We start from the raw sequence: 18,680 nt of genomic DNA on the forward strand, positions 1-18,680 counted from the left end.
TTGGAGCGGAAGACGGGATTCGAACCCGCGACCCTCGCCTTGGCAAGGCGATACTCTACCACTGAGCCACTTCCGCAAAAGAAAATATGAAATTGATTTCATTTTTTTATAAAATCTATTAACCAAGCTATTTCTCTATAAATTTTATTTCACAATAAAATTGGAGCTGATGATAGGACTTGAACCTACAACCTATTGATTACAAATCAATTGCTCTACCAATTGAGCTACATCAGCACATTGGATCTCTACTGAAATCCAAGTCCTATATCAGCCGGACTAGCAGTTGGCGACTTAGATGGGATTCGAACCCACGACCTCCGCCGTGACAGGGCGGCATTCTAACCAGCTGAACTACTAAGCCATAAAAGGTTTAAATAATAAAAAATGTATTGGTGGAAGTAACAGGGCTCGAACCTGTGACCCCCTGCTTGTAAGGCAGATGCTCTCCCAACTGAGCTATACTTCCATTTGGTGACCCTACCGGGATTTGAACCCGGGATACCGCCGTGAAAGGGCGATGTCTTAACCGCTTGACCATAGGGCCTCAATCAATATTATATTTATAAACTATACTTTTTTAATCTTGCAGCAAGCTGCAAATGTCTTAGTCGGCTTGTTGACAAAGTTTCAAACAACTTTGAAACACCGCTACCATCTGACCTACCATCAATTTATTTCATAAATTGGGTTAGGATCATAAACCGCTTGACCATAGGGCCTTACAAGAAAAAATAGTGGTGACTCCACCGGGATTTGAACCCGGGATACCAGCGTGAGAGGCTGGTGTCTTAACCACTTGACCATGGAGCCAAAAAGCTCCATGCTGGTTAATAAGCTAAGAGCTTATAAAAAAATGGTAGCGAAGAAGAGACTTGAACTCTTGACACTCCGGGTATGAACCGAATGCTCTAGCCAACTGAGCTACTTCGCCACATGGTTGCGGGAGTAGGATTTGAACCTACGACCTCCGGGTTATGAGCCCGACGAGCCACCAAGCTGCTCCATCCCGCGACATAACTTCTAAGAAGTAAATGAATTGAGCCACTTGTTTACTCTATTTAGTAAAGGATAATGTTGGCGCTCAGGGTGGGGCTCGAACCCACAACCTACCGGTTAACAGCCGGGTGCTCCACCATTGAGCTACCTAAGCACTATAAACAAAAAAATCTTATATAAATATCCTCTATTACTTAAAATAGAAGATATTTTATAAGTTTGGCAACTTCCTAGTCTCCCGGGAGGTCTCCCTCCGAGTACCATCGGCGTTAGAAGGCTTAACTTCTGTGTTCGGTATGGAAACAGGTGTATCCCTTCTGCTATTGTCACCAGATATTTTATATTCTTTTTTTAAACCTCTTAATCAATAGCTATAAATATTTCCAGTCAAGATTTAAAGTTTAGTATCCATTAGCTTAATACATTACTGCACTTACACCTTGGACCTATCTAAGGTATTTTCTTTACCTACTCTGAGAAATCTTATCTTGAGGCCTGCTTCGTACTTAGATGCTTTCAGTACTTATCAATCCCGCACTTAGCTACCGAGCCATGCTAGTGGCCTAACAACTCGTACACCATTGGTGCGTCCATCCCGGTCCTCTCGTACTAAGGACAGCTCCTCTCAAATTTCTTACGCCCACGCTGGATAGGGACCGAACTGTCTCACGACGTTCTGAACCCAGCTCGCGTGCCTCTTTAATGGGCGAACAGCCCAACCCTTGGGACCTACTCCAGCCCCAGGATGAGACGAGCCGACATCGAGGTGCCAAACCTCCCCGTCGATGTGGACTCTTGGGGGAGATAAGCCTGTTATCCCCGGGGTAGCTTTTATCCGTTGAGCGATGGCCCTTCCATGCGGTACCACCGGATCACTAAGTCCGTCTTTCGACTCTGCTTGAGTTGTAGCTCTCGCAGTTAAGCTCGCTTGTGCCTTTATACTCTACGAATGGTTTCCGTCCATTCTGAGCGAACCTTTGAACGCCTCCGTTACTTTTTAGGAGGCGACCGCCCCAGTCAAACTGCCCAACTGACAATGTCCCATGCCCTGATTCAAGGGCTATGGTTAGAACTTTGATATTAAAAGGTTGGTATCCCACCAGTGACTCCTCCTAGATTGGCATCCAGATATCTCAGTCTCCCAACTATCCTGTACATTTAATCTCAAAATCCAATATCAGCCTACAGTAAAGCTCCACGGGGTCTTTCCGTCCTAGCGTGGGTAAGTCGCATCTTCACGACTACTACAATTTCACCGGATCCTTTGTTGAGACAGTGCCCAAATCGTTACACCTTTCGTGCGGGTCGGAACTTACCCGACAAGGAATTTCGCTACCTTAGGACCGTTATAGTTACGGCCGCCGTTTACTGGGGCTTAAGTTCTAGCCTTCGATTGCTCTAAGCCTTCCCCTTAACCTTCCAGCACCGGGCAGGTGTCAGCTCCTATACTTCATCTTGCGATTTTGCAGAAACTTGTGTTTTTGGTAAACAGTCGCTTGGGCCTGGTTTCTGTGGCCAAATCTCTTTGGCTCCCCTTCTCCCGAAGTTACGGGGACATTTTGCCGAGTTCCTTAACAAAGGTTCTTCCGCGCGTCTTGGTATTCTCTACCTCCCTACCTGTGTCGGTTTTGGTACGGGCGCTTTGGTCTGGATAGTGACTTTTCTTGGCAACATGGAGTCATCAACTTCTCTACTTATGTTTTCGATACCTATCGGCTTTCAGAATTTGTGAAAAGCGGATTTGCCTACTTTTCTTCCTACGGCTTTAGACCATCATCCATCGGATGGCTTTGATTATCCTTTTGCGTCATCACGTCTCTCTTAACGACTTCAAGCGGTACAGGAATATAAACCTGTTATCCATCGCCTACGCCTTTCGGCCTTGGCTTAGGTCCCGACTTTCCCTGAGGGGACGAGCCTTGCTCAGGAGTCCTTAGGGTTTCGACGGGAGTGATTCTCACACTCCTTCTCGCTACTCATGCCAGCATTCTCTCTTGTATTAGATCCACTTTTGCTTTCGCCTTGGCTTCGTCTCTAATACAATGCTCCTCTACCACTAATAGAGGTATTAAGTTTAGCTATGAGTCCTAGTTTTTAACTCTTAACCAGTGATTGTTAGTTCATAATTTCTTATGTTACTCACTTTGACTTTAGACTTGTGTTTTTTTGAATATTTTTCTTTAATATCCTATCTTTATGTCTGCGTCTGAAATTTGTATTTTCTTAATCTCTTCTGTTTTTGTTAAATATTTCCTAGTCTCATTTGTAAACTTAATCCCTCTATTAATCCGAAGCTTCGGTATTGAATTTAGCCCCGTTCATTTTCGGCGCAAACCCACTTGACCAGTGAGCTATTACGCATTCTTTAAATGCATGGCTGCTTCTAAGCCAACGTCCTGGTTGTCTTAGTAGATTCACATCCTTTTCCACTTAATTCAAATTTTGGGACCTTAGCTGTCGGTCTGGGCTGTTTCCCTTTCGACTTAGAAGCTTATCCCCCTAAGTCTGACTCCCTGACTTGATTTTTTGGCATTCGGAGTTTGATAGGTTTTGGTACGGATCTCCGCCCTAGACCATTCAGTGCTCTACCTCCTAAAATCTTAGGTCAGAGGCTAGCCCTAAAGCTATTTCGAGGAGAACCAGCTATCTCCGGGTTCGTTTGGTTTTTCGCCCCTATCCACAGTTCATCCGATGCGTTTTAAACCGCACCCGGTTCGAGCCTCCATTGAATTTTACTTCAACTTCACTCTGACCATGGATAGATCACCCGGTTTCGGGTCTATTCTAACTTACTTTGGCCCTATTAAGACTCGCTTTCGCTACGGCTTCTGATCTTAAATCATTAACCTTGCAATTTAGAATAACTCGCTGGCCCATTCTACAAAAGGTACGACATCACGTTCTCTCACGCTCTGTCTGCTTGTAGGCACTAGGTTTCAGGTTCTATTTCACTCCCCTTGCGGGGTTCTTTTCACCTTTCCCTCACGGTACTTGTTCACTATCGGTCACATGTTAGTATTTAGCCTTAGGGGATGGGCCCCCTATCTTCACACCGGGTTACTCGTGCCCGGTGATACTTTCCCTCTTACTTTCTTAAATCTTTCGTTTACAAGACTTTCACTTTCTTTGGTTTAGCTTTTCAGATAATTCTACTAGATTTAAAATCGTTTAATGAGTTAGGCTCTTTTCCGTTCGCTCGCCGCTACTTAGAAAATCGATGTTTCTTTCTTTTCCTCCTGCTACTTAGATGTTTCAGTTCGCAGGGTATCGCCTTACTAAGCTATGTATTCACTTAGTAATGATTGTGTCTTCCACAACCGGGTTGCCCCATTCGGAGACCTAGGGGTCAATGCTTTTTGTGAGCTTACCCTAGTTTTCGTTCACTTACGTCCTTTTTCGCCTTCATGTGCCAAGGCATCCACCTTGTGCCCTTGCTTTCTTGACTGGAAATATTTATAGCTATTTAATTTTATTAGGTTCTAATGGAATTGTCACAGCAAATTTATGAGTTGATGAAATTCCTTATGCAGGGATTTTTGGTTTTCCAAAAATCATCGCATTATTGCCCTGTTCGAGTTTTGTCTGGTTATTTACTGTAATCTAACGTTATTTTTCTTATTTGCTTCGCAAATGTCGAAAAATAATGAAAGATTTCTTTGAAATCTTTCACCCCTCGATTATGGGCTTGGTGGAGATGAAGAGATTCGAACTCTTGACCCCCTGCGTGCAAGGCAGGTGCTCTCCCAACTGAGCTACACCCCCATGTAACCTTTAATTTTACTACAAAGTTTACTTCGTTCCAAACAAAGTTTTTTTTAAATTTTCTTTGGTAAAAGTCAGCGTACCGACTTTTTACTCTTAGAAAGGAGGTGATCCAGCCGCACCTTCCGATACGGCTACCTTGTTACGACTTCACCCCAGTTACTGACCCTACCTTCGACTGCTGCGTCCAAAAGGTTCGCTCACAGGCTTCGGGTATTGCCAACTCCCATGGTGTGACGGGCGGTGTGTACAAGACCCGGGAACGCATTCACCGCGACATTCTGATTCGCGATTACTAGCAACTCCAACTTCATGTACTCGAGTTGCAGAGTACAATCCGAACTGGGACAGGTTTTGTGAGTTTCGCTTCAGATCGCTCTTTCGCTGCCCTGTGTACCTGCCATTGTAGCACGTGTGTAGCCCAAGTCATAAAGGGCATGATGATTTGACGTCGTCCCCACCTTCCTCCGGTTTATCACCGGCAGTATCGCTAGAGTCCCCAACTTAATGATGGTAACTAACGATAGGGGTTGCGCTCGTTATGGGACTTAACCCAACATCTCACGACACGAGCTGACGACAACCATGCACCACCTGTATTACAGTTGACCGAAGTCATAGAAAATTATCTCTAATTTTCGCCGTAATATGTCAAGACTTGGTAAGGTTCTTCGCGTTGCGTCGAATTAAACCACATGCTCCGCTGCTTGTGCGGGTCCCCGTCAATTCCTTTGAGTTTCACACTTGCGTGCGTACTCCCCAGGCGGAGTGTTTAATGCGTTAGCTGCGGCTCCCAGATTATTCCAAGAACCTAACACTCATCGTTTACAGCGTGGACTACCAGGGTATCTAATCCTGTTTGCTACCCACGCTTTCGTACCTCAGCGTCAGATGATGACCAGAAAGTCGCCTTCGCCACCGGTATTCTTCCTAATATCTGCGCATTTCACCGCTACACTAGGAATTCCACTTTCCCTTCCATCTCTCAAGCCTTGCAGTTTTAAAAGCTTTATATAGTTGAGCTATATTATTTCACTTCTAACTTACTAGGCCGCCTACGTACCCTTTACGCCCAATGATTCCGGACAACGCTCGGTCCATACGTATTACCGCGGCTGCTGGCACGTATTTAGCCGGACCTTATTCTTATGGTACTGTCATTTTCATCCCATAAAAAAGATTTTTACAACCCGAAGGCCTTCTAAATCACGCGGCGTCGCTGCATCAGGGTTTCCCCCATTGTGCAAAATTCCCCACTGCTGCCTCCCGTAGGAGTTTGGGCCGTGTCTCAGTCCCAATGTGGCCGTACACTCTCTCAAGCCGGCTACTGATCGTCGCCTTGGTGGGCTTTTATCTCACCAACTAGCTAATCAGACGCAAGTCCATCTTACACCGATAAATCTTTGGTCACTATATCATGCGATATTTTGACGTTATAGGGTATTATTCTTCGTTTCCAAAGGCTATCCCCTTGTGTAAGGCAGGTTACTCACGTGTTACTCACCCGTTCGCCACTAATTCACTTAAAATCATTCCGAAGAAATCAACTAAGCTTCATCGTTCGACTTGCATGTGTTATGCACGCCGCCAGCGTTTATCCTGAGCCAGGATCAAACTCTCAATTATAGTTTGATCTTGACTTTTGTCATTTTTCGTTTGGTCTCAAAGTAATTAACTTTGTAGTAGTATTTATTTGTTTAAAGGTTCATCGTCAGTTGTTACTGACTATTTAAGTCTACCACCTTTTTTATTACTTGTCAAGTTTTTTTGTAAATATTTTTCTTTTTATTTACTTTTCTCGACTGCTTTTCTGGTGTCGACTTTTTTATTATATCTCGTTTATTTTTATTGTCAAGTTTTTTTTGAAAGTTTTTTGAATCTTTTTTCTCAATCTTCTTTCTTAACTAATTTAAACGAGGTAAAAAAATATAGCTGTTTCAAACAGCTATATTAGTATATTATTATTTTTTTATTTTGTCAAATATTTTTATAGATTTTCTATTACTTCTTCTATATCCGGTAATTGTGCTTGTGGATATTCTTTTGACCACTTAACAATTCCCTCTTCATCTATAATTATATTTGCTCTTTTGCTTGCGGAATTTTCTTCATTGAATATTCCGTAAGCTTTTGCTACTTCTCCTAATGGGAAAAAGTCTGATGCAAATTTTACATTATCGATGTTTAATACTGCAGCCCATGCTTTTTTTGATGGTTGTGGATCTATTGAAAGTCCAATTACTACAGTTTCTCCTTTTTCTTGAATTCTATCGAAATTTCTTTCTAATGATCTCATTTGATCTGCGCATACTGATGTGAATGCTAATGGGTGGGATGAAAGTATTACTTTTTTTCCTCTATATTGTTCTAAGTTTACATCTTCTGCGTTTTGATCTTTTATATTAAATAATGGTGCTTTTTCACCTTTTTTTATTATTGACATTTATTTTCCTATTATATTTCTGCTATTGCTTCAATTTCTAATAGACCGTTTTTTGGAAGTTTGCCTACTTCTACACAGCTTCTTGCTGGTTTATGATCTCCGAAAAATTCTGCATAAGCTTCATTTACTGCTGCAAAGTCATTTACATCATCTAAGAAAATATTTACTTTTACAATTTTTTCTACTGATGATCCGCCTGCTTCTACTATTGCTTTTACATTTTCTAATGATTGTCTTGTTGCTTTTTTAACATCATCTGAAATTAATTCACCTGTTTCTGGAACTAATGGTAGTTGTCCTGATGAATATACAAAGCCGTTTGATACTATTCCTTGTGAATATGCTCCTACTGCTCCTGGTGCATTTTTTGTTTCAATTATTTTCATAATTTCCTCCTTAATAGTAAACGTTATTATATTATAAACATACTTTTTTTCTATTTTTATTCAACTGAAATAAAAAAAATCTCAAAATTTAATTTGAGATTAATTTAGGTTAAATTGATTTTTTATTATTTGTAGATTTCTTGTAATTTCATCGCTTAAGTCATCGTAGCTTTCTAGATTTTCTATATCTTCTTTTGCCTTGTTGATGTTATTTAATGATAAATTTATTTGTAATCTATTGTAGATCATTCTTGGATCTTCTGGATATTTTTTTAAGCCTTGGTTTATTATTGCTATTGCATCGGTTGGTTTTTCTGATGCGTATAGGCTTATCGAATAGTCATTGTAAAGCTCTCTAAATTCTCCGCCTTTTTCTAGGGAATTTTCAAAAGCTAGGTTTGAATTTTCGTATTGTCCTATATTTTGATAGGCTACTCCTAAATAATAGTAGGCATCTGCTCTTTTTGTTTTTGATAAGAGTCTGGTTAGAATTTGAATTGCCTTGTCGAAGTTTCCTTTTCCTATATAGTAAAGTCCTTCTTCGATTTCTGCATTATCAAATATCATTTTAATTTTATCTCTTATTTCATCTTGGGCTTCTATATCTTTTGTTCTTTGGAGGGCATTTTCATAATAAGATCTTGCTTTTATATATTCTCCAAGATTTGCATATATATTTCCTAATTCATAATATGAAAGTGGAAAATCTTCGTCTTGGCTAATTATATCTTGTAAAATTCTAAGGGATTCTTTGATAAATTCATCCTTATATTCTGTATCTTCATAGGCTTTTGGCCACAAAAGTCTAGCATAATTATAGGCGTTATATTTATCGAATGGGTTAATGATATAGCCTCCTCTTAATAAGAGGAGGGCCTTTTCATTTTTTTTGTCCAAATTTTTTAGGGCTTTTTGTGTAGTATAAGCTCCTATATTTTTTATATAATTTTCTATTATTTTTATATAGGAATCTCTGTATTTAAAGTCCTTGTCTATAGCAAGGTTCATTATTAGTCCGTCCAAAATTATATCTAGATTTATTTTATTTTCAAATTCTCCGCTTATTACATTTTCTGATAAGTCTTCTGTATAAAGTGCTAGGGGAGTTTGGTTTAATAAATCGTATGATGATTCTTTTTTTAGGTCTATATATCCAAGTTTGTCTGTAAAATTCAAAAAATATTGGTCTATTTTTGCCATTTTATCCTCTCATGAATTTTCTTTGTCCGTAGGAATGTTTTGATAAAATCTTATACAAATGTCCTTTAAACAATAAAAATAGGGTCTCCCAAATTGCTAATAGCATTACAAATATAAATTCATTTCCTAAAACCAAAGTATTTACTACAATTTTATTTATTAAAAATGTTTCTACCAAGGTATATATAAGGGCATAAATCCCCCATATAAATATATTGTTTTTTACAAAATTAAATGAATCTATAAGTATGGTAAATCCATAAACGCTATCTATATATACAAGTTCTATCACAGCTGATGTAAAAAATTTAAATAGGATTTTTAATGTGTATGAAACTGTAGGATTGATTCCGCCTAACAAATTGTCAAATATTAACTCAACTATATAAATTGAAAACATAGCAGCCATTATTAGATAGAAAAAATTCGATATGGAATTTTCTATAGATTTTTTTCCTGTATTATTGTAAAGAACTATTGATCTTAAAGCTTGTGCTACAAAACATAAAATCAAAATTTCTATTAGATAATTTATTAATGATGCTAGGTAAGAAGAGTTTAAAATTGATAAACCCTTCATGCCTTCAAATATAGACCTAACTATCAAAGATATGAAAAGAATATAGGATTTTTTTATTTTTTTTACACTTTCTGAAAATGCGTATTTAGAACATTCTAAAAAATCTATAATTCTTTCATTCATTACATTTGTTCCACTGTTTTGATTCCTAATATTCCCAAACCATTTTTAATTACTATTGATGTAGCTTTGGTTAGGGCAAGTCTTTCTTCTTTTAATTTTTCATCATCTACTAATATTTGTGTAGAATTGTAAAATTTATTGAATTTTTGAGCAATTTCCATTACTTTTCTTGCAACTACTGATGGTTCTAGTCTATCTTTAGCAAGGATTACTGCATCTTGGAAACTTTCAATAGATTTGATCAAGCTGTATTCTTCATCTGAATTTAATTTTTCAAATGTTAATTGTCCAATATCTTCTTTTCCGGCCTTTCTTAAAACAGATTTAGCTCTTGCGTATGTGTAGTGAACATATGGACCTGTTTCACCTTCAAAGTTTAATAATTCATCCCAATCAAAAACATAGTCTTTGATTCTTGAGTTGTATAATTCTTGGAATTTAACTGCACCGATTCCTACAATTCTTGCAGCTTCATCAAGATCTTCAATTTGATTGTCTCTATCTTTCATAATTGAATATGTTTTTTCAATTGTTTTATTTAAAACATCTTCCAAGAAAACAACGTGTCCTCTTCTTGTTGAAAGAACTTGGTCTTTTAATGAAACCATACCAAATTGTACGTGTAAAATTTCATCACTTACATCTTCGTGTCCCATTAGGTATAAAATTTTCTTTAATTGTTGGAAATGTAGTTTTTGTTGACTTCCTACAACGTAGATGTTTTTGTCTAGTCCGTAAGTTCTGTGTCTGTAAAGTGCTGTGGCAACGTCTCTTGTGATATAAGCTGAAGATCCGTTTGATTTTATTAACATTGATGGTGGTAGATTGAATTCACTCAAGTCTACAATATAAGCTCCATCAGATTCTACCAAAAGATTTTTTTCTTTTAATTCTTCAAGAGCTGCTGGCATCCATTTTGAATGGTAACTTTCTCCGTGATAGTTATCATATTTTATATCAAGCATTCCATAAACTTTATCAAATTCTCTCAAAGATAAGTCTTTAAACCATTGCCATAGGCTCATAGCTTCTTCTTCACCATCTTCAAGATTTTTGAATTCTTCTCTTGCTTTTTCTTGGTATTCTTCGTTATCTTCCGCTTCTTTTGTATATCTTACATATAAATTTAAAAGTTCGTTGATAGGATCTTTATCGATAGCTTCTTTGTCTCCCCAAAGTTTGTAAGCTGCAATCATTACACCAAATTGGGTACCATAATCTCCAATGTAGTTTGAAGCTGTAACATTGTATCCAAGGTATTCGTAAATGTTTCTAATAACATCACCAATAACAGTTGATCTAATGTGACCAATGTGGAAAGGCTTAGCAATATTTACAGATGAGAATTCAACAAGTTCGTTGATTCCCTTACCCATGTCACTTTTTCCATAGTCATCTTCTTTTTCTAAAACTTCGTTAATAACGTCATTAGATACTTTTTGTCTGTCTAAAAAGAAGTTTACATAGGCATTTTCATTTTCTACTTTTTCTACACCTTCAATTTCTAAACTTTTTGCTATTTCTTCTGCAATAAGTTTAGGGTTTTTTCTCATAGTTTTAGCTAGAGTAAAGCATGGAAATGCAAAATCTCCCATATTTTCTTGAGGTGGAATTTCAATTAAATCATAAATTTTCTCATAATCCAAGCCTAGGTCTTTTTCTTCTAGCTTTTTAGCTATTAATTCTTTAAAATCTTTCATATTTCCTCCAATATTATTTGAATTTTACAATTGTAACTCCATATCCACCTTCTTTTTCATTTCCAGGTCTATAGGAGTCGATCATTTTATTATTTTTTAAATAATCGTTTATGCCATTTCTCAAAGCACCAGTCCCCTTGCCATGGATGATTTTTGCTTGGTCAAGGCCTGAGAGCATAGCATCATCTAGGTATTTATCAAAATTTCTCAAAGCCTCATCATATCTTTGACCCCTCAAATCAAGAGTTGGTGAAATGTGCATGGCTTTTTTCGCCTTATAAATTCTGTTAGTATTTTCTTTAGTCTTGTTTTCTGACTTAACTTTTGTAACATTTTTAATATTAGAATCCATTTTCAAAATACCCATTTGTACTTTTATATTACCCTTTTCGTCGGGATTTTCAATTACTTGAGCCTTTTCATTTAAGCCCGCAATTATAACTGTATCTCCAACCTTTAAGGTATCTGGTGCATTTTTACTTCTTTTTTCTTTTATTATTTCATTTTCCTTGTCAATTTTTGAAGATTTATATTTATTTCTAATATCATTTAAGGACCTATCTATATCAGAAATATTGGCATTTTTTGATTTTTTGGCGATTTTTAGCATTTCTTGACTTGCCGTATTTGCTTCTTCTAAAATTTTATTTGCCTTAACTTCTGCCTTTTCAATTATTTCTTTTTCTTCTTTTTTTATTTTTTCTGAAAGAGCCAAAAGATCATTTCTTGCTCTTTTTATTTTTTTCTTATAGTCTTCTATCTCTTGATTTTTTATTTCCATTTCTTTTTTATTTTGGTCAAGCTCTTCAAGGATAGTGTTGAAATTTTTATTATCTTCCGAAAGAATTGATTGGGCGTTTGCTAATATCTCCTTATTTAAACCTAGTCTTTTCGAAATTTCAAAAGCATTTGACTTTCCAGGTGTTCCTATAATTAATTTGAAAGTTGGTGATAGAGTTTCAAGGTCAAATTCAACACTTGCATTCATTACCCCTTCTTTTTCTAAGGCATAGTATTTTAATTCTGAATAATGGGTTGTTGCAAAGGTCATTACATTTTTATTTTTCAAAAATTCCAAAATAGAGATTGCAAGGGCAGCTCCTTCTGTTGGATCTGTACCACTTCCAACCTCATCTAGTAAAACCAAAGAATTTTCGCTGACATTTTCTGTAATTTTTACAATGTTTGTTAAAGACGCTGAAAAAGTTGAAAGACTCATCTCTATTGATTGGGTATCACCAATATCTAAAAATATATCGTCAAAAACATTTACCAAACTATCCTCATCACAAGGAATGTAAAATCCTGCTTGGGCCATCAAGGAAACAAGGCCTACAGTTTTAAGTGATACAGTTTTTCCTCCTGTATTTGGTCCTGTGATTATTAAAGTTTTGTAGCCATCTCCAATTTTTACATCTATCGGAACAACTTTTCCTTTTAAAAGTGGATGGCGGGCTGACTTTAAATTTATGATTTTTTTATCTGTAAGTTTTGGCATGGTGTAATCGTGTGCCAAAAAATATTTTACTTTTGCTTGTAGAAAATCTATTCTTTGAATTAGTTTTTGATTTTCTAGAATTTCTTGGTCAAAGCCTTCAACAAATCTTGAAAGTCTATCCAAAATTCTTCTAATTTCATCGCTTTCTTCTATTTGTAAATTTGAAAGGTCATTGTTTAATTCGACAATGGCATTTGGTTCTATAAAAAGTGTATTTCCTGATTGAGATCTATCATGGATAATTCCATTTAAAACTGATTTTTTATTTGTTTTTACTGGAAGAACATATCTTCCGTCCCTAATTGAAACAACCTTATCTTGAAGAGATTCGTCAAATTTTGGAGATGAAATATAAAATGACAATTTATTTTTAATTTCAGCTTCTTTTTTTCCCATTTTTTTCCTAATTGACCTTAAATTTGAAGAAGCATTGTCTGCTATTTCATCTTCTGAAATAATTGACCTTTCGATTTCATCTTTTATAAAATCATTTGTTGAAATCCTATCAAACAAATCTTTTATGTAAGGATTTTCAATATTTTCCCCATATTCTTTCAAATAATTGCTTACCCTGAGTAGGTCCAAAATTTTTAAAAGTTCAAAGGGTTCTAATATTCCTTTTTTTCTTACATAGCCAATAATTTCTTTTAAGTCATAAAGGCCAAAAATATCTATATTTCCATTTTCTACTATGACATCTTCCATGGCTTTGGTTTTATCAAGTTCATCTTTTATTTCTTTTAAATTATTTTTTGGTTTTATTTTTGAAATTTCTTTTTTAACAAGTTCACTTCTTGCATAAGTTTGGAGCTTTTCAAGAATTTTTCCAAACTCCAAAATTTCTAAGGTTTTTTCCTGCATTAAATAACACCCCTGTCATATCCAAGATTGTTAATCTTATTTTTTCTTATATTTTTTAAATCTTCATCATCTCTTATAAGATACAATAAAGATACTGATTTTTCAATTTTTTTAAGGTCAATATTTGCTATTTCATTTGAATAAATTCGAGAAAGTCCATCCCTTCTTTTTATATCAAAAACATTGCCCTCCTCATCTTTTATTTTAGAATCAGAAAATTTACAGGACTCGCATCCCTTAAGTCCACATTTTTTTATTGCAGAAAATGGACAATGGCGCATATTCATAAGCTCAATTGGACCATATGCCAAAATTTCTGTAGGGTATCTTCTTGAATTTTTGTTTATATTTTCGAAAGAATTTTCAACTGAAGATGAAATCATTGAAGAAAAATCACTATAAAAATCAAAAGCATAGGAATTAAAAACATTTAAGTATCTACCAATCCTAATTTCAAATCCATTTTTTATAAGTTTATCTTTTAAGACAAAATCTTTGTAATTATTAAAAACTACTCCCTTAAAATTTTTCTCTTTCAAAAAGCTAATAAAGTCAATATCATATTTTTTATCAGCATCCATAACATAAAATAGGTTTAATCCATCAAACTTTTTATCGTATTTTCTCAAATAAATATTATCAAAATCTTTTAATAAGGATATGTCTATGTCATTTGACAAAAGTTCAATGTTTTTTTCTCTCTTAAAAGATTTTTTCTCTTTTAATTTTCTCTTTTCGATTTTTACTGGTTTATTTTTGTAAATAGCAAGCCTTTTTTCATTTAAAACTTCAACAGCCTTTCTTCGCATGGAATTTATATCTTTTTTTCTCAAAAATATATTTGAATCGATATCAATTTCAACCTTACCTGCCTCATAGATTGTATTCCCAAATTTCGTGAGATTTTCTTTTATATCTTCTTTATTTAGGGAAATATTTTTTCCTTCTTCTACTAAATTTTCACCCTCATAAGAAATTTTTGTATCCTTATATTTGAGGGTAATTTTTGGCTTTTGTCCAATCTTTGCTTCAAATTTTATATCCAAAGGCAAATTTTTATAAGTATTTAAACCATAATCCAGATTTTCCTTTAGAATTTTTGAAGAAAGAAGATAAATTTTAGAACCTATTTTTGCATCTTTGAAATCTTTTAATTCTAATTCTTGCTCTTTTTTTAAGTCTTCTGTCAAGGTCAAAGGAAGCTTTCTGTTTTTTTCGGTTGTAACTTGAAGGATTGACTCTTTTATCAAATTTGAATTTGATTTGAAAAATCTCTTGCCATTTTTTTCATAAACCTCGCCAACTTCTCTGTGTTTATTTTCATTTTCAAGAGCAAGGTAGGAAAATTTTTGTCCAAAAATAAAGCCTTTTGTGTAAGACCTATTTGAAATATCTCTCAATTGGTCCTTATCATAAAAGTTTTTCTCTAACTTTTGCCTATAATTTTTGACAGTGTTATAAACATACTCATCAGTTTTCATGCGTCCTTCAATTTTTAAGGAATCGACCCCAGCTTTTATCAAATCATCGGTAAAATCTATGGTTGATAAATCTTTCATTGAAAGATAGTAATCTTCTCCCAAAACTTTCCCATCATTAATAAGCTGATATTTTTTTCTACAAATTCCTGCACACCTGCCCCTGTTTGCTGATCTTTTTCCAAGATATGATGACATCAAACATTCTCCAGAAAAAGATACGCAAAGTGACCCATGAACAAAAACTTCTGTATCAATATCTAATTTACAAATTTTTTCAATTTCAGAAATTTCACTTTCTCTTGCAATTACCACCCTATCAAAACCTAATTTCTTTGCTGTAAGAGCTCCCTCATAATCTTTTATTGCCATCTGGGTTGAAGCGTGAAATTCTAATTTGTGCTTTGCATTTTTATTTATATTTTTTATCAATGAATATAGGCCAATATCTTGGATTAAAATTGCATCTGCCCCGTATTCAAAAAGTTTTTCAATATAAAAAATAGCCTTGTCAATTTCTTCATCTTTTATAAGGGTATTTATAGTTATAAAAACTTTCTTATCAAATAAATGCACATAATCAATCACTTCTTCAATATTTTCTAGCGTGAAATTCTTGGCGTAGGCCCTCGCTCCAAAATCATCAAGTGCCAAATAAAAACTGCAAGCCCCTGCAGAAAGTCCAGCATAAAGCATGGACATTTTCCCAACAGGAGCTAATATTTCAATATCTCTCATTATAAATCTCTTTTCAAATCTTCATTTTCTTTTTGTAGGTCTAAATTTTTTTCTTGTAAGGCCAAGAGATTTTCCCTGAGTTTTTGAAGATTTTCATCTTTTGATTTATTTATCTTGTTTTTCTTATCAATTTCTGCATTAAGCCTATTTATTGTAGAATTAAGAGCGTCAATTTTTTTCATTGATTCCATAAAATCTTTTTTAGATTTTTCAAAATCATCCTTTATTTCTTGATTTTCTTCTTCTAAATTTTCATAAGCTTCTTTTATTTTTGGATAATTTTCAATTGGCTCCTCGGCTTTTTTTCTTAAATCTTTGTGCTTTATCAAAAGTTTATACATTTCATCAGCAATATTTAAGGATGCAAGAACCAATTGGTTTTCACGACTTAGCTTATTGTTGTCGATTTCTTTTATTTTTTTGTCGACATAAGCTGCTATTTGTTCAATTTGATTTTCGTCTTGGTCACTTATCAAAGTGTAGTCCATGCCAGCAATATTAACAACAATTTTATTATCTGCCACTTTAACTCCTAACTACGCAAGTTTATATTTTCCTTACTTAAATCTTCTAAAAATTCTTTTTCAATTTTTTCTACTTCTTCATCTTTTAATGTAGCGTCATTTTTTCCGTAGGAAACTTTGTAAGAAATTGATTTTTGTCCCTCATCAATTTGACTTCCAGTATAAATATCAAAAATTTCAATATTTCTTACCAAACCATTAGCTCTTGAAATAATCATATCTTCAATCATTTGACTTTCTACATTCCTATCACAAGTAAATGAATAATCACGTAAAATTGATGGGAATTTTGAAAGGGCCTTGTATTTTACTTGGTCGATTTTTTTATCTTTTATCATAGAAAGGTCAATCTCAAGGGCTAAGCAAGGATTTTTGATTTTAAATTCTTCCATAACTTCATAGGAAATTTGTCCCATTATACCAATTTTTTCTCCATCAAGATAAATATTTGCACATCTTCCTGGGTGGAAAGTTTTGATATTTTCCTCAGTTTCAAATCTAAATCCATAAAAACCAGTTTTAGCCATAGCCTTAATAAAGAAATCTTTCAAATCATAGAAAGAATAATCTCCATAAAGACTCATGGTCAAATATTGTTTTTCTTCTGGAAGGTCAGCTCCATCTTTAATAAAGGCTGTTCCAATTTCATAAAATCTCAAATCATTTTGTTTTTTGGAAATATTTTTATAAAAAGTATCAAGCATATTTGAAAGAAGAGTTGTTCTCATTACAGAATAATCTTCTCCCAAAGGATTTATAATTTTTATATAATCTCTTAATTTTGAATCTTCATCAACCAATAATTTGTCATAATCTCTTGGAGAAATAAAAGAATAGGTTGTGATTTCTGAGAATTTTTGTCCAAACAAATTATTTTTCAGTTCATCTTTTAAAAGTCTCATTGAAGTTTTCTCTCCCCTTTGTAAAGATGAATAAAGTGGTTTTGACTCAACTTTTCCCATACCATAAAGTCTTGCAACTTCTTCGATTAAATCTGCCTCAATTGAAATATCCATTCTAAAGTTTGGAATATTTGCTTCGATTGTGTCATCATCAATATCTTTAACTTCAAATTCTAAAGCTTTTAAATAAGAAATAGCTTCATCTTTTGAGAAATCTCTTCCAATTAAAGAATTTAGTCTAGAAATTCTAAGTTTCACCTTATTTTCTGGACTTTCTTTTATTCCTTCATCAAAATAATCTTCCAAAACTTCCCCAATTCCAAGATCTGTTATTAGTTTCATAACTCTTTTTGATGCAAAATCTGCATTTTCTACAGAAATTTCTTTTTCAAATCTTGATGATGCTTCAGATCTTAAATTTAAAAATTTAGAAGATTTTCTAATATTATCAGAATCGAAATTTGCTGATTCAAGAAGAATAGTTTTTGTATTTTCTGTAATTTCGCTATCCATTGAGCCCATAATTCCTGCAAGACCGATTGCTTCTATGCCATCAGATATTACCAAAACTTCTTCATTCAATTTTCTTTCTTCCCCATCAAGAGTTTTAATAATCTCTCCATCTTTTGCATCTCTTACAATAATTTTTCTGTCATGTAAAGTTTCAAGATCGTAAGCGTGAAGAGGTTGTCCTGTTTCAAGCATTACAAAATTTGTAATATCTACAACATTATTTACAGGTCTCATTCCAGCAAGCATCAAACAATTTTTAAGCCATTGAGGAGATTCTCCGATCTTTACATTTTTAATAATTCTTCCTGTAAATCTTTTACAATTATTAGATTTGATTTCAATCCCATTAAAATAATCATCTTTTTTATCAGAAACTGTTGGATATTCTAATGATGGGTAGGTAATTTTTTTATCAAAAGATGCAGCAGATTCTCTTGCCATTCCAATAATTGAAAGACAATCTGGTCTATTTGGAGTAATTTCATATTCAATAACTGGAGTATTTGAAAATAAAACTTCCACCGCTGGTGTTCCTGGTTTAAATTCTCCAGATAAAACTATAACTCCATCCTTTGATTTTTTTTCAATAACTGAATCATCATAGCCAATTTCTTTGTATGATGTGAGCATGCCTTGGCTTACGATTCCAAAAAATTCATGGTCATCAATTTTTTGTCCATTAATTTCTGAACCTGATCTTATTACTATAAGATAGTCACCTTCTTTAGTATTTTTTGCAGAAGTTACTATAGTAATTTCTTCTCCAACATCAATTGTAAGGACAAATAATTTGTCTGCATTTGGATGTTTTTCTTGTTTTAAAACTTTTCCTACAACAAGTCCATCAAGTTTATCAGAAATAAAATTTACACTTTCTACGTGTGAGCCTGTTTCTGATAATCTGTCTGTAATTGTTTTTAAATCTTTGTCTAATTTTATATAATCATTTTGCCAAATTAAAGGTACTAACATA

Annotated in this window: 9 protein-coding genes, 10 tRNA genes and 3 rRNA genes; all 22 read right to left on the minus strand. The window is 34.4% G+C overall.

Annotated elements, in window-relative coordinates; translation table 11 throughout:
* Position 1 precedes the first annotated feature (1 nt).
* Positions 2 to 76, minus strand: a tRNA-Gly gene (locus L6653_RS04840).
* Positions 77 to 161: 85 nt separating this feature from the next.
* A tRNA-Thr gene (locus L6653_RS04845) sits at positions 162 to 237 on the minus strand.
* Between the two features lie 50 nt (positions 238 to 287).
* A tRNA-Asp gene (locus L6653_RS04850) sits at positions 288 to 364 on the minus strand.
* A gap of 29 nt (positions 365 to 393) precedes the next feature.
* Positions 394 to 469, minus strand: a tRNA-Val gene (locus tag L6653_RS04855).
* A 3-nt stretch (positions 470 to 472) separates the two neighbouring features.
* Positions 473 to 547 (minus strand) — tRNA-Glu (locus L6653_RS04860).
* 191 nt (positions 548 to 738) lie between these two features.
* Positions 739 to 813 (minus strand) — tRNA-Glu (locus L6653_RS04865).
* A 44-nt stretch (positions 814 to 857) separates the two neighbouring features.
* A tRNA-Met gene (locus L6653_RS04870) sits at positions 858 to 934 on the minus strand.
* Positions 935 to 937: 3 nt separating this feature from the next.
* Positions 938 to 1,014 (minus strand) — tRNA-Met (locus tag L6653_RS04875).
* 64 nt (positions 1,015 to 1,078) lie between these two features.
* Positions 1,079 to 1,153, minus strand: a tRNA-Asn gene (locus tag L6653_RS04880).
* Between the two features lie 63 nt (positions 1,154 to 1,216).
* A 5S ribosomal RNA gene (gene rrf, locus L6653_RS04885) occupies positions 1,217 to 1,333 on the minus strand.
* Positions 1,334 to 1,382: 49 nt separating this feature from the next.
* Positions 1,383 to 4,444, minus strand: a 23S ribosomal RNA gene (locus L6653_RS04890).
* Between the two features lie 241 nt (positions 4,445 to 4,685).
* Positions 4,686 to 4,761: transfer RNA gene (locus tag L6653_RS04895), tRNA-Ala, on the minus strand.
* Positions 4,762 to 4,861: 100 nt separating this feature from the next.
* Positions 4,862 to 6,387, minus strand: a 16S ribosomal RNA gene (locus L6653_RS04900).
* Together the 16S, 23S and 5S rRNA genes with 10 tRNA genes alongside form the textbook arrangement of a ribosomal RNA operon.
* Before the next feature lie 361 nt (positions 6,388 to 6,748).
* A complete protein-coding gene (locus tag L6653_RS04905; protein ID WP_236785763.1) occupies positions 6,749 to 7,204 on the minus strand; it encodes a redoxin domain-containing protein in 456 nt (151 codons plus the stop codon).
* Positions 7,205 to 7,215: 11 nt separating this feature from the next.
* Positions 7,216 to 7,590, minus strand: coding sequence for a RidA family protein (locus L6653_RS04910; RefSeq protein WP_039920558.1), 375 nt, complete (start codon positions 7,588 to 7,590; stop codon positions 7,216 to 7,218).
* Between the two features lie 99 nt (positions 7,591 to 7,689).
* Positions 7,690 to 8,790 carry a tetratricopeptide repeat protein gene (locus L6653_RS04915; RefSeq protein WP_236785764.1) on the minus strand — a complete coding sequence of 367 codons (1,101 nt, stop codon included), beginning with the start codon at positions 8,788 to 8,790 and terminating at the stop codon, positions 7,690 to 7,692.
* A 1-nt stretch (position 8,791) separates the two neighbouring features.
* Positions 8,792 to 9,493 (minus strand): hypothetical protein, encoded by a 702-nt coding sequence (locus L6653_RS04920; RefSeq protein WP_236785765.1) that lies wholly within the window; start codon positions 9,491 to 9,493, stop codon positions 8,792 to 8,794.
* Positions 9,493 to 11,193: an arginine--tRNA ligase gene (argS, locus tag L6653_RS04925; RefSeq protein ID WP_236785766.1), complete on the minus strand. Its 1,701-nt coding sequence runs from the start codon at positions 11,191 to 11,193 to the stop codon at positions 9,493 to 9,495. The genes L6653_RS04920 and argS overlap by 1 nt, the downstream gene beginning before the upstream one ends.
* A 13-nt stretch (positions 11,194 to 11,206) precedes the next feature.
* Positions 11,207 to 13,552 (minus strand): endonuclease MutS2, encoded by a 2,346-nt coding sequence (locus L6653_RS04930; RefSeq protein WP_236785767.1) that lies wholly within the window; start codon positions 13,550 to 13,552, stop codon positions 11,207 to 11,209.
* Entirely contained in the window at positions 13,552 to 15,768 is a 2,217-nt protein-coding gene (locus L6653_RS04935; protein ID WP_236785768.1) for a peptidase U32 family protein, read from the minus strand. Before L6653_RS04935 ends, L6653_RS04930 begins: the two co-directional genes overlap by 1 nt.
* Positions 15,768 to 16,292, minus strand: coding sequence for a cell division protein ZapA (locus L6653_RS04940; RefSeq protein WP_236785769.1), 525 nt, complete (start codon positions 16,290 to 16,292; stop codon positions 15,768 to 15,770). The genes L6653_RS04935 and L6653_RS04940 overlap by 1 nt, the downstream gene beginning before the upstream one ends.
* A gap of 8 nt (positions 16,293 to 16,300) precedes the next feature.
* Complete coding sequence (pheT, locus tag L6653_RS04945) at positions 16,301 to 18,679, minus strand: phenylalanine--tRNA ligase subunit beta (RefSeq protein ID WP_236785770.1); 2,379 nt, start codon at positions 18,677 to 18,679, stop codon at positions 16,301 to 16,303.
* Between the last annotated feature and the right edge of the window lies 1 nt (position 18,680).

The organism is Anaerococcus ihuae, assembly GCF_928368155.1.
Classification (GTDB): Bacteria; Bacillota; Clostridia; order Tissierellales; family Peptoniphilaceae; genus Anaerococcus; species Anaerococcus ihuae.